We start from the raw sequence: 12,564 nt of genomic DNA, 5'->3' as shown, positions 1-12,564 counted from the left end.
ATCCGCCTCATGCGCCGTTCCAAAATCGTCTGCACACTGGGTCCCGCCGTCGACTCCCATGACCAGCTCGTCGCTCTGATCGATGCCGGCATGAGCGTGGCCCGATTCAACTTCAGCCACGGCACTCACGCCGAGCACCAGAGCCGGTACGTCCGGGTCCGCAAGGCTGCGGAGGAGACCGGCCGTGCGGTGGGTGTACTCGCCGACCTCCAGGGCCCGAAGATCCGGCTGGCGAAGTTCGCCGAGGGGCCGGTCGAACTGGTCCGCGGGGACGAGTTCGTCATCACCTCCGAAGATGTCCCGGGCGACAAGTCGATCTGCGGCACGACCTACAAGGGTCTGCCCGGCGACGTGTCCAAGGGCGACCCGATCCTGATCAACGACGGCAACGTCGAGCTCAAGGTCGTCTCGGTCGAGGGCCCGCGGGTCCACACGATCGTGATCGAGGGCGGTGTCGTCTCCGACCACAAGGGCATCAACCTGCCCGGCGCGGCGGTCAACGTACCCGCCCTGTCCGAGAAGGACGTCGAGGACCTGCGTTTCGCCCTGCGGATGGGCTGCGACATGGTCGCGCTGTCCTTCGTGCGCGACGCCGACGACGTCAAGGACGTCCACAAGGTGATGGACGAGGAGGGCCGCCGGGTCCCCGTCATCGCCAAGGTCGAGAAGCCGCAGGCCGTCGAGCACATGGAGGGCGTCGTCATGGCGTTCGACGGTGTGATGGTCGCCCGTGGTGACCTGGCCGTCGAGTACCCGCTCGAAAAGGTCCCGATGGTCCAGAAGCGGCTCATCGAGCTGTGCCGCCGCAACGCCAAGCCGGTGATCGTCGCGACGCAGATGATGGAGTCGATGATCACCAACTCGCGCCCGACGCGCGCCGAGGCGTCCGACGTCGCCAACGCGATCCTGGACGGCGCGGACGCGGTCATGCTGTCCGCCGAGTCCTCGGTCGGGGCGTACCCGATCGAGACGGTCAAGACGATGTCGAAGATCGTCGTCGCGGCCGAGGAGGAGCTGCTCTCCAAGGGCCTCCAGCCGCTCGTACCGGGCAAGAAGCCCCGTACGCAGGGCGGTTCGGTCGCGCGCGCGGCCGCCGAGATCGCGGACTTCCTGAACGGCAAGGCGCTGGTCGCCTTCACCAAGTCCGGCGACACGGCCCGCCGGCTGTCCCGCTACCGCGCGGCGCAGCCGATCCTGGCCTTCACCACGGACGTCGGCACCCGCAACCAGCTCGCGCTGAGCTGGGGGGTCGAGTCCTTCGTCGTTCCGCACGTCGACAACACCGACGCGATGGTCGACCTCGTCGACGCCGAGCTGCTCAAGCTCCAGCGTTACAACAACGGCGACACCATGGTCATCACCGCCGGCTCGCCCCCCGGCGTACCCGGCACGACCAACATGGTCCGGGTGCACCACCTGGGCGGCGCGGAGCGGGCGTCGGACTGACGCCCGGCTCCAGCGGTACACGTACGGCGGTGGCCCGCCCCCTCGTTGCAGGGGGGCGGGCCACCGCCGTTATGACCGGTTCGCGGTACGGCCGCGCTCTCAGCCGGTGTAGAAGTTGTGCAGCCCGGGGACCTTCAGCGTGCCGCCGAACTGGCCGGCCTGGGTCACCTTGACCTTCGTGAACATGGCGATCGGGACATTCAGCGGGGGTGGGGTCTCCGGGCTGAACGTGATCGGGATGAGGCCGAAGAGGTTGCCCTTCAGCTCTTCCGTGTACATGGTCACCGTGCCGTCGCGGAGGGTCGAGGTGGACCCCTGCGCGGCCTGGACGTGGGCCGTGGTGCCGTTGGGGCCGACGACCTTCTGGTGAAGGTCCTTGATGTCGGTTTCCTTGGCGGTGAACTTCAGGACCTTCTTGATCTTGCCGCTGCCGGTCCGGACCTCGACGATGCCCTTGTAGTCGAGCCCGCGCAGGGTGAGCATCGAGCTCTCCAGGATCCACGGGTCGTCCGGCAGGTCCGGGATGCCCTGTTCGAGCTCGGCGTTGGCGAGCGCCTCGGGGTCCGCCGTCGGGCAGGGGAAGGGCTCCTTGCCGTCGGCGGCGGGGTCGTCCGCCTTGCCGTCCGCCGCGTCGTCCGCCGCGTCCTTTGCGTCCTCCGCGGTGCCCTTGGCCTCGTCGCCGAGCTCCTCGACCTCGGCGCCCGCCTTGTCCGCCGCGTCCCTGATGGCGTCCGCGGTCTTGTCGGCCGCGTCGCCCGCCGGGTCCTTCGGCTCGTCCGTGTCGGACTGCGCGTCGGGCTTTTCGGCGGCGGGCTTCTCCGGGGCAGGCTCGTCCGTGTCCGGCTCGGCGGCCGCACCGCCACCGTCGGCGGCCTCCGTCTCGGAGGGCTCCGGAGCAGCGGTTTCCTCGTCCGGCCCGTCGAGTACGTCCTTGATCGCGTCGCCCACGCCCAGCGGGTCGAGCGGGTTCTTGGTCTCGCTCTCCGTCGGATCCGGCGTCGGTGTCGCCGTCGGCGTCTTGGCCGTCGCCGGTTCCTTGGTGGGCTCGGTCGCCGGCGCGGTGGTGGTCGCGCTCGCGTCCGGGGTCTCGCCGGGCTTCGGCGTCCCGCCCGCATCCGGCGTCTCGGCCGGCTTGTCCGGTGTGGTGCCCGCGCTCGGGGTGGCCGTCGGTGTGGGCTTGGCCGAGGGGGACTTGGACTCGGAGGCGTCCGGGTCAGGAGTGTCCGAGCGGGTCACGCACGGGCCAGGGGCGAACGGGTTCGTCACCTGGTCGTCGGCGAGTGCCAGCTTCGGGGTGAGCCCCATGCCGACGAACACGGCCGTGGGCATCGCGGCCAGGGCCATCGCCTTGCCCGCGGGTATCTGCAGCTTCGTCAGCAGCGACTTCCTGGGGGCCGCGTGACGCGGCCCGCTTCTTTCACGGGTCCGGTCGCCTCCGGCCGCGGTCAGCTCCGCCTCGTCACCCCGCACTGTTCCTCCCGCCATTGGCGTCAACAGATGTGTCGGACATGTACGTGTAGTCCGTGCCGTCGGTGCTGGCGGCCGGCTCGTCGCCCGCGGGCGGAGCCTCGCCGGTCCTGGCGCCGTACTCGCCCGGCGCGTCCGGCTTGGCCGGCGCCCAGGAGATGGACAGGGCTCCGCCGGTCAGCGCCAGCAGGAAGCCGACGGCGAAGCCGCCCAGGTTGGACACGGGGATCGATACGAGCGCCAGCAGAATCGAGGCGACGCCCGCGAAGATCCGGACGATGTGGTGGTACCACATGGTCAGGCCGAGAGTGACGAGCAGTACGCCGATGATCAGCGAGCCCGCTCCCGCGGTGGTGGCCATGGCCATCGTGAGGTGGCCGATCTTGATTTCGGCGTACGGAAGCCAGGCGATCGGCACGCCGCCCAAGACGGTGAGGAGGCCCGCCCAGAACGGCCGGCCGCCCCGCCAGGCACGGAAGCGCAGCCGCCAGTAGTGGAAATCGCGGCTCGGACCCGAGGACTCGGCGCTCATGGAAAACAGCTCCCTGGAACCGGTGTTGCTGTGCAGAGATGAGGGAGGGGGAGCGGGCGGGACGACGTGTCACGTGTCCCGCCCGCAGAGGGAGTGCTTAGTAGCACTCCTTGACGCCCTTGTGCAGCTTCATGCTCAGACCACTGAGCTTGAAGGTGCCGGCCGTGGTGGCCCAGGCCTTCTGCTTCACGTTGGTCAGCACGGCCGAGTCGGCCTGCTGCGAGAAGCCGTACGGGTTGGCCCTGGTGCCCGGCTGGATACCCGGTCCCTTGGTGGCCTTGCCCGCCGCCACGCCGATGTCGATGTTCTTGAACTCGGCGTCGGCGCCGAGCTCCTCGACGTCCAGGTACAGGTTCTCTGCCTTGACAGGCGTACCGTTTCCTCCAGCGGTGAGCTGGAGGGAGATGTTGCCGAAGATCGGGACGTTGGGCGTCACGACCGACTGACACATCTTGGTGATCTCGGCGGTCTTGAACGCCGACACGGCGACCGGGTGGGCAGCCTTGTTGCCCTCGAGGTCGGTGCCTTCGGCCATTCCTCCGTACTGGAAGAAGCCCTTACCTTCGAGCTTCTCCGCGCTGACCTTGAAGCTCTGGCCAGAAACGCTGAACGACGCCGCGAGCGCGCCCTGTGCGAGGGCGACACCTATCGCGGCCGTCGCGGCCACACTCGGCACCATGACGACGGCGAACCGCTTCCATCTGGTCCCGCCACGAACTGCAGACTCCATGACTTTCCTCCTTCTCGGACGTACATCTCCGTTACGGGCAGGGGCCCGCAGGGGGATGGGAGAAGTGCTACGTCCTCGGGAAGGAGAGCGCCCGTATCGGAGGCGCGAACGACTTCCGAAACACCGGCGATCACCCCCGAGCGACAACCACTGGCCACGCATTCGCGCAACCTGCTGGACAGGCCCCGCCGTTCGGCAGAGACCCCCCTGTCCACGGCCGGCAAAGCACTGCCGCCGGCCGACTCGGTGGGGACCCACGGGACCGCGGCACCGATTGGCTGTCGGGCTGGTGCGGTATTGGACCGAGCGTGGCCGATCGTGGTCCATTCGCGGCCGGGGCACAAGGGGGTTCGTTACTCGCTAGTAACGGCCGTATAACCGAAGCGCGACCGCCCGGCATCGACGGGCCACGGACGGTTCCGTCAAGTGACGGGAAAAACGCAGTGATTGTCGCCCAGAAACGGGCAGAATACCTTGATCGACTTACTGCAAGTAACAGCGGCCGCGATTACCAAGTTTTGGTAAAGCGCGGCCGCTTCTTGTCACTGTGTCGCCAAATCAACGAGGGCAGCACCAGAGGCACCACCGGTCGGAACACCGTTCAAACGCTGGTGGAACAGCGCTCAGAACAGCACCCTCGCCAGCGCGGCTCGCGCCGGCGCCACGCGCGGGTCGTCTCCGCCGATCACCTCGAAGAGCTCCAGCAGCCGTACCCGCGCGGCGTCGCGGTCGTCACCGACCGTGCGCCGCACCGTCTCGACCAGACGCCCGAAGGCGTCCTCCACATGACCACCGACCAGGTCCAGGTCGGCCGCGGCGATCTGCGCGGCCACGTCGGCCGGGTTCTCGGCGGCGTCCTTGCGGACCTGCTGCGGGTCGAGGTCCTGGACGCGCGCGAGGAGTTCGGCCTGCGCGAGGCCCAGCTTGGCCTCGGTATTGCCGGGGTCGTCGACCAGCACGTTCTTGTACGCCTGGACCGCGCCGCCGAAGTCGTTCGCGTCCAGCGCCCGCGCCGCCGCTTCGAGCAGCGCGTCGTACGGGCCGGCAGGCACCTCGGCCGCCCCGGCCGGAGCCTCACCGGCGTCGGCCGCCGGGTCGACGGCGATGCCGGTCAGACCGAAGCGCTCCTCCGCGACCTGGATCAGCTGGTCCAGCGTCTCGCGGATCTGCGCCTCGGGGGCCGCGCCCTGGAAGAGGGGCAGCGCCTGTCCGGCGACCACCGCGAAGACCGCCGGGATCCCCTGGATCCCGAACTGCTGCATCAGCATCTGGTTGGCGTCGACGTCGACCTTGGCAAGGAGGAAGCGACCGTTGTACTGGACGGCGAGGCGCTCGAGGAGCGGGCCGAGCTGCTTGCACGGCTCGCACCATTCGGCCCAGAAGTCGATGACGACCGGTACTTCGGCGGAGCGCTGGAGGACATCGCGCTCGAATCCGGCCTCGTCTACATCGATCACCAGACTCGTCGGGGCAACGGCTCCGCCGCCGCCCCCGTTCCTGGCGGCCTCGGCGCGTGCCTGCTCCGCCTTCTGCCGGGCTTCGCCGGCTGCCTTCACCGCGGCGAGGTCGACGACGCCGCTCATGGACATATTCCTAGGCTGCATGCGTACATCCTCCCCCTTTCGCGCGCGGTAAAGAAAAACTTGTGCCGGTCGGTGGCCTGTACGTGCCGGTTCGGCCGCCGCACTGACACCGGATACACGAACCGCGCCCGTCCGCAGCCCCCCGCCGGTTGCGGGGCGTACGGACGAACACGGCCCGGGGTCCCGAGGAGGACCGGGTTCGGCGCGGGGTCCCCACCCTCGCGCCAATGGCGTGTCGCTCTGGTTGTCGCTCTTTCGCTACTGGTCGTAGCGTAACTCGAAAGCCGGCCGGTCCGGTGGCTGTACACGGTGATCTCGCTCACGGCGACCGGACACCTACCGACCGGTATGGTCGCGTCATGCCGCCCAGCCACCCCCCGCTCCCGCCTCCCACCCGCACCGGACGCCCGCGCAGCGTCGAGGCCCACGCCGCGATCCTCGAGGCGACCAGGGCGGCGCTGGTGGAACTGGGCTGGTCGAAACTGACGATGGGCGACGTGGCGAGCCGGGCGGGCGTCGCCAAGACGACCCTGTACCGCCGCTGGGCGAACAGGAGCGAACTGGTCGTCGACGCCGTGGCCGTCCTCTTCGACGAGCTGCGACTGCCCGACCGGGGCAGCCTGATGGCGGACGTCGAGGGGGTGGTGCTCCAGTTCGCCGCGCTGCTCGACCGGCCGGAGGCCAAGACCGCGCTGATGGCGGTGGTCGCGGAGTCGACGCGCGACGAGGCACTGCGCGAGCGCATCCGCTCGGCGATCGTCGACCGCCAGAAGTGCCTGGTGCTGCTGGGCCGCGAACGCGCCCAGGCCCGCGGTGAGCTGCCGTACGAGGACGACCCCGCCCAGGCGGCCCGTAGCGCCGACCTGATCTTCGACGTCATCGCCGGCGCCGTAGTCCACCGGGCACTGGTGAGCGCGGAACCCGTGGACCCGGAGTGGGCGCGCGACTTCTCGGTGCTCCTGGTGAACGGCCTGACGGCCGGCGCCGCTACGCCGCCCGGCGTTTCGGGGGCGGGCGACCAGGGGAACAAGCCCGCCGCGGGCGCCCGGTCGTGACCGGGCTCACGGACCGCACGAGAGGACGATCCCGTGGGCGAAAACAAGCGCCGCATGCTGGCCGGCGACTGGTACCTCCCCGACGACCCCGAACTCGCCGCCGACACCGAGCGCCGCGCCCGGCTGTGCGCGGAGTACGACGCGGCCTCCACGGCCACACCCGCCGAACGCGCCGCGATCCTGAACCAGTTGCTCGGCAAGGTGGACGGGACGGTCCGCATCCGCGCCCCGTTCCACTGCGACTACGGCCACCACATCGCCGTCGGCGCCGGTACGTTCGTCAATTTCGGCGCGGTCTTCCTCGACGCGGCGCCGATCACCATCGGCACGGACGTACAGATCGGCCCGAACGTCCAGCTCCTCACACCCTCCCACGAGCTGAACGCCGCACGCCGCCGGGCCGGCTGGGAGAAGGCCGACCCGGTGACGATCGGGGACAACGTGTGGCTGGGCGGAGGCGTCATCGTCTGCCCCGGCGTGACGATCGGTGCGAACACCGTGGTCGGCGCGGGTGCCGTGGTCACCAGGGACCTGCCGCCCGGCGTACTGGCCGTCGGAAACCCGGCGCGGGTGGTCCGCACCCTGTGACCCCGCGCCGGTGACGGCCCGGCCTCAGAAGCCGGGCGGCTCGGTGTAGATCCCCCATTCGTCCCGCAGTACTCCGCAGATCTCGCCCAGCGTCGCTTCCGCCCGCACCGCCGTCAGCATCGGCTCGATCATGTTCGAGCCGTCGCGCGCCGCCGCCAGCATCGCGTCCAGCGATGCCCGTACCTTCGCCTCGTCCCGCGCCGCCTTGCGCTCCGCCAGCGTGCTCACCTGCACGCGCTCCACCTCGTGGCTCACCCGCAGGATCTCCAGGTCGCCCGTCACCGACCCGTGGTGGCAGTTGACGCCCACCACCCGCTTGTCGCCCTTCTCCACGGAACGCTGGTACTGGAACGCCGACTCCGCGATCTCACCCGTGAACCAGCCGTCCTCGATCCCGCGCAGAATGCCCGAAGTCATCGGACCGATCGGGTGCTTGCCGTCCGGATGCGCCCGACGACCCCGCTCCTTGATCTGGTCGAAGATCTTCTCCGCGTCCGCCTCGATGCGGTCGGTGAGCTGCTCGATGTACCAGGAGCCGCCGAGCGGGTCCGCCACATTCGCGACGCCCGTCTCCTCCATCAGCACCTGCTGCGTCCGCAGCGCGATCTCCGCCGCCTGCTCGCTCGGCAGGGCCAGCGTCTCGTCGAGCGCGTTCGTGTGGAGGGAGTTCGTACCGCCGAGGACCGCCGCGAGCGCCTCGACCGCCGTACGCACCACGTTGTTGTACGGCTGCTGCGCGGTCAGCGAGACGCCCGCCGTCTGCGTGTGGAACCGCAGCCACTGCGCCTTGTCCGTCTGCGCGCCGTACACCTCCTTCATCCACCGGGCCCAGATCCGCCGCGCCGCACGGAACTTCGCGATCTCCTCGAAGAAGTCCACGTGCGCGTCGAAGAAGAAGGACAGGCCCGGCGCGAAGTGGTCCACGTCCATGCCCCGGCTGAGGCCCAGTTCGACGTAACCGAAGCCGTCCGCCAGCGTGTAGGCCAGCTCCTGCGCGGCCGTCGCTCCCGCCTCACGGATGTGGTAGCCGGAGACCGACAGCGGCTTGTACGCCGGGATGGAGCGCGCGCAGTGCTCCATCAGGTCGCCGATCAGGCGCAGATGCGGCTCGGGCTGGAAGAGCCACTCCTTCTGCGCGATGTACTCCTTGAAGATGTCGGTCTGGAGCGTGCCGTTGAGGAGCCCGGGGTCCACACCCTGGCGCTCGGCCGCCACCAGGTACATGCAGAAGACCGGGACCGCCGGACCGCTGATCGTCATCGACGTCGTGACATCGCCGAGCGGGATGTCCTTGAACAGGACCTCCATGTCGGCGGCGGAGTCGATCGCCACACCGCAGTGGCCGACCTCGCCCAGCGCCTTCGGCTCGTCCGAGTCGCGGCCCATCAAGGTCGGCATGTCGAAGGCCACGGACAGACCGCCGCCGCCGTTCGCCAGGATCATCTTGTAGCGCTCGTTCGTCTGCTCGGCGTTGCCGAAGCCGGCGAACTGGCGGATGGTCCAGGTCCGGCCGCGGTAGCCGGTCGGGTGCAGGCCGCGGGTGAAGGGGTACTCCCCCGGCCACCCGATCCGCTCGAAGCCCTCGTAGGTGTCGCCGGGGCGCGGCCCGTACGCGGGGTCCACCGGGTCCCCGGAGAGCGTGGTGAAGTCCGCGTCGCGCTTGCGGGCCTTGTCGTAACGGGCCTGCCAGCGGCGGCGGCCTTCCTCAATCGCTTCAGCGTCCATACCTTCGAATTTACTAGGACGTCCTAGTAAATGTCGATGGCTGACCGCCACAAGCCGTGCTTGTGGCGGTCAGAACACGTGAACGGTCAGGCCTTCGCCGTCGCCGGGCGCGCGTCCGCGATCAGCGGACGGACCTCACGGCTGATCTTCGGCTCGACAAAGAACGAGGCCACAGGGATGCAGCCGGCCGCGAGCACCCACAGCAGCTTGCCGAACGGCCACTTCGCCTTGGTACCGAGATCGAAGGCGAAGACGACATAGATGATGAACAGCACACCGTGGATCTGCGAGATCAGCATGGTGTCGCCGACGTGGAACACGTACTTCGCGATGATCGCCACGGTGAACACGAGCAGCCACACGGCGGTGATGTACGCCATCACCCGGTATCGGGACAGCACATTCGACTTCATGGCGTCGAGCGTAGCGGGACGGCTCGGGCGATCTTCGCGCGGGCTGCCGGTTCTGGGCCGTTTCGCCCCCGCCGCTCGCCTGCTTCTCGCCCTCGCCTACTTCTCCTCGAAGTCGTGCGCCGCCACGCGCAGCGGTCGCAGCATGGCGAAAATCTCCGCGCACTCCTCCGCGTCGTACGCGCCCAGCCCGAAGTCCATCGACATCAGGTCACGGGTGGCCGCCTCCACCACCTCGCGCCCCTTCTCGGTGATCGAGGCGAGCGTGCCGCGGCCGTCGTTCGGGTTCGGGCGCTTGTCGACGAGGCCGGACTTCACCAGCCGGTCGACGGTGTTGGTGACGGACGTGGGGTGCACCATCAACCGCTCGCCGATCTTGGACATCGGCAGCTCGCCCTGCTTGGAGAAGGTGAGCAGCACCAGCGCCTCGTACCGCGCGAAGGTCAGTCCGTACGGCTTGACGACGGAGTCGACCTCGGCGAGCAGGATCTGGTGCGCGCGCATGATCGACGTGATCGCGCCCATCGACGGCACGGGTCCCCAGCGCTGCTGCCAGAGTTCGTCGGCTCTGGCGATGGGATCGAACGGGAGGCTGAGCGGCTTCGACACGGCGTCGACCTTACCGGCCGGTCATATCGTGAACATCCCCGTCTCGCGCTTCGGTCGAATCCGGCCCTTCCCCGAGCCCTTCGGAAACCCCGACTGCGGCTGCGGCTTGGGCTTCGGTACGCCGGACCTCCGCCAGCAGCGCCAGCACACACACCGTGCCCACGATTCCGAACCCCGCCACGACGTGATGTACGGGAAGGAACTCCGCGGCCAGGCCCGCGGCCGCCATCCCCACCCCCTGAACCGTCATCATCCCCGCGGTCATCACGGTCATGGCCCGCCCGCGCAGTTCCTCCGGCACGGCGTTGACGAACCACTGGTCCAGGCCGAGCGTGTACGCCGACGCCAGCCCCGTCAGAACCAGCGCCCCCACGGCCAGCGGCACCCCGGGGCGGACGGCGTACAGCGCCAGCGGCAGCAGGCACACCGCCGCCACCGGTACGACGATCCGCTCGCGGGTACGGGGGCCGAGCGCGGAGCCGGCCCACACCTCCCCCACGATGTGGCCCACCGGCATCGCGCACATCAGCAGGCCGAGCGCGACGGTGCCGACGCCGATCCGGTCCGCGTACGGCGCGGCGAGCGCTTCCGGCGCCACGACGAACATCGGCGGCACCCAGAACATCAGCATCAGCGCGCGGATCCGGCGGTGGGCGAAGACCGCGCGCGCACCGGCGAGCGAGTCGCGCAGCAGCGTGCCGCCCCGGCCGCCGCGCGCCGGGCGGCGCCGGGTACCCAGTCGCAGGACCACCGCCGAGCCGAGGAACGTCAGCACGGTGATGCCGATGGCCGCCCGCGCGGGCATCAGCGCGAGCAGCACCCCGCCCGCACCGAACCCGACGAGCAGCGCGCTCTGCGAGACGATGCGCAGGAGAGAGCGCCCGAGGACGAAGAGGTCGCCGTCGCCGAGGACGTCGGCGAGCGTCGCGATCCGGGTTCCGTGGAACACGGGAGACACGGCGGCGACCGCGCAGCGCAGGGCGAGAAGTCCGGCGACGGGGGTGGCGGGCAGCACCATCAGGGCCGCGCAGCCGGCGCAGATCAGGTCGCAGACGACGAGCACGCGGCGGGCCGGACAGCGGTCGGCCGCTCCGGCCAGGAGCGTGCCGCCGAGGAGATAGGGGAGAAGGCCGACCGCGAAGGCGAGCGCGCTCATGAACGGGGACCCGGTGAGGTCGTACACGAGGACGGTGAGCGAGATCTCGCAGACCACGACGCCGAGGAGGGACATGAGGTGCGCGGCGAAGACGGCCCGGAACTCCCGCATCCGGAAGACGGCGCGGTAGCCGGCGGGCGCGAGCGGGGCCTGAGGACGGGATGGCATGCGAGCAGCCTGGCCGGGGCCCGGGGGCGTCCATAGACTTTCGGCCGGTGCCGAATCTTTCGGCCGCACGGGGGGAGGGACGAGGCGGTGGCGTACCGACTGCATTGCGGCGAGGCCGATCTGCTGCGCTGCCGGTTCGCGGTCTCGCCGCTCTGGGAGACGCAGGAGGCGGTACGGACCCTCGCGCGCCCGGAGCGGCACGGCTACCAGTTGCCCTGGCTGCGCCGGATCCGCGAGGCCACGGCCGGTCTCGACCTCGCACCGCTGTGGCTTCTGATGCCGCGGCGCGGGCACACACCGGACTGCCTGGGGCCGCCGCCGATCGGCCCCGCGGCCACCTTCGAGGAGGAGATCGCGGCCGTACGGGCGGCCGATCCGGTGGCGGCGCGCGACGACATCGCGCAGTCGCTGGCCTGCACCCCCGGGGCGGCGGACAGCGCTGCCGGGCGGGCGATGCTAGCGGACCCCGGGCGCGCGGTGCGGGACATCGCGGCGCTGCTGGAGCGGGCCTGGCGCGCTCTCGTCGAGCCCGACTGGCCCCGGCTGCGGGCGCTGCTGGAGGCGGATGTGGCGTTCCATTCGCGACGGCTGGCCGAGGTGGGCCTGGAGCGGCTGCTCGGCGAGCTGAACCCCCGGCTCGCGTGGTCGGGCGACGGCCGCACGCTCACGATCGACCGGCCCGGGGAGCACGAGCGGACGCTCGGCGGGCAGGGCCTGGTGCTGATGCCGAGCGTGTTCTGCTGGCCGGACGTGGTGAGCGGGTTCGAGCCGCCGTGGCAGCCGACGGTCGTGTATCCGGTGCGCGGCATCGGCGGGCTGTGGACGCGGGAGGCGGAGCGTACGCCCCAGGCGCTGGCGCGGTTGCTGGGACGGGGGCGGGCGGATGTCCTGTGCGCGCTGGACGAACCGGCCTCGACGTCGGCGCTCGCGCACACGCTGGGGCTGGCGCCGTCGACGGTGTCGGAGCACTTGTCGGTGCTGCGGGGGGCGGGTCTGCTGGTCCCACGGCGCTACGGCCACCAGGTGCTGTACGAGCGAACGCCGCTCGGGATCGCGCTGACCACGGCGCCGTAGGCCTCCGGCCCGGGTTGCGGG

At 70.3% G+C, this 12,564-nt stretch carries 12 protein-coding genes; 4 read left to right on the top strand and 8 right to left on the bottom strand.

What is annotated here, in order from left to right:
* Positions 1-9: 9 nt before the first annotated feature.
* Positions 10-1,446 (top strand): pyruvate kinase, encoded by a 1,437-nt coding sequence (gene pyk / locus ACWIHY_RS05595; protein WP_454374296.1) that lies wholly within the window; start codon positions 10-12, stop codon positions 1,444-1,446.
* 99 nt (positions 1,447-1,545) lie between these two features.
* Here pyk and ACWIHY_RS05590 read toward each other — a convergent pair whose 3' ends face one another.
* From ACWIHY_RS05590 to ACWIHY_RS05575, 4 genes are all read right to left on the bottom strand, one after another.
* Positions 1,546-2,916, bottom strand: a complete 1,371-nt coding sequence (locus ACWIHY_RS05590) for a hypothetical protein (RefSeq protein WP_454374426.1) — start codon at positions 2,914-2,916, stop codon at positions 1,546-1,548.
* Entirely contained in the window at positions 2,906-3,445 is a 540-nt protein-coding gene (locus tag ACWIHY_RS05585; RefSeq protein WP_454374295.1) for a DUF6114 domain-containing protein, read from the bottom strand. Before ACWIHY_RS05585 ends, ACWIHY_RS05590 begins: the two co-directional genes overlap by 11 nt.
* A 97-nt stretch (positions 3,446-3,542) precedes the next feature.
* Positions 3,543-4,175: a DUF6230 family protein gene (locus ACWIHY_RS05580; RefSeq protein ID WP_454374293.1), complete on the bottom strand. Its 633-nt coding sequence runs from the start codon at positions 4,173-4,175 to the stop codon at positions 3,543-3,545.
* Positions 4,176-4,798: 623 nt separating this feature from the next.
* Positions 4,799-5,779, bottom strand: a complete 981-nt coding sequence (locus ACWIHY_RS05575; protein WP_454374292.1) for a tetratricopeptide repeat protein — start codon at positions 5,777-5,779, stop codon at positions 4,799-4,801.
* Between the two features lie 338 nt (positions 5,780-6,117).
* On the opposite strand from ACWIHY_RS05575, the gene ACWIHY_RS05570 reads away from it, so the two are divergent.
* The gene (locus ACWIHY_RS05570; RefSeq protein WP_454374291.1) at positions 6,118-6,813 is read left to right on the top strand and encodes a TetR/AcrR family transcriptional regulator; all 696 of its coding nucleotides are present in this window, start codon (positions 6,118-6,120) and stop codon (positions 6,811-6,813) included.
* A 33-nt stretch (positions 6,814-6,846) separates the two neighbouring features.
* A complete protein-coding gene (locus tag ACWIHY_RS05565; protein WP_454374290.1) occupies positions 6,847-7,401 on the top strand; it encodes a sugar O-acetyltransferase in 555 nt (184 codons plus the stop codon).
* A gap of 24 nt (positions 7,402-7,425) precedes the next feature.
* Here ACWIHY_RS05565 and ACWIHY_RS05560 read toward each other — a convergent pair whose 3' ends face one another.
* The 4 genes from ACWIHY_RS05560 to ACWIHY_RS05545 all read right to left on the bottom strand — a co-directional run bounded on the left by ACWIHY_RS05560 (position 7,426) and on the right by ACWIHY_RS05545 (position 11,469).
* Positions 7,426-9,126: an acyl-CoA mutase large subunit family protein gene (locus tag ACWIHY_RS05560; protein WP_454374289.1), complete on the bottom strand. Its 1,701-nt coding sequence runs from the start codon at positions 9,124-9,126 to the stop codon at positions 7,426-7,428.
* An 86-nt stretch (positions 9,127-9,212) separates the two neighbouring features.
* The gene (locus ACWIHY_RS05555) at positions 9,213-9,539 is read right to left on the bottom strand and encodes a DUF3817 domain-containing protein (protein ID WP_454374288.1); all 327 of its coding nucleotides are present in this window, start codon (positions 9,537-9,539) and stop codon (positions 9,213-9,215) included.
* A 96-nt stretch (positions 9,540-9,635) separates the two neighbouring features.
* Complete coding sequence (locus tag ACWIHY_RS05550) at positions 9,636-10,145, bottom strand: MarR family winged helix-turn-helix transcriptional regulator (RefSeq protein WP_454374287.1); 510 nt, start codon at positions 10,143-10,145, stop codon at positions 9,636-9,638.
* Positions 10,146-10,155: 10 nt separating this feature from the next.
* Positions 10,156-11,469 (bottom strand): MFS transporter, encoded by a 1,314-nt coding sequence (locus ACWIHY_RS05545; RefSeq protein ID WP_454374286.1) that lies wholly within the window; start codon positions 11,467-11,469, stop codon positions 10,156-10,158.
* Positions 11,470-11,556: 87 nt separating this feature from the next.
* Here ACWIHY_RS05545 and ACWIHY_RS05540 point away from each other — a divergent pair, with 87 nt between their 5' ends.
* The gene (locus tag ACWIHY_RS05540) at positions 11,557-12,543 is read left to right on the top strand and encodes a DUF5937 family protein (RefSeq protein ID WP_454374285.1); all 987 of its coding nucleotides are present in this window, start codon (positions 11,557-11,559) and stop codon (positions 12,541-12,543) included.
* Positions 12,544-12,564 lie beyond the last annotated feature (21 nt).

The sequence above is a fragment of the Streptomyces sp. NPDC055287 genome (genome assembly GCF_053646035.1).
This window is presented reverse-complemented; position numbering and strand designations above follow the sequence as displayed.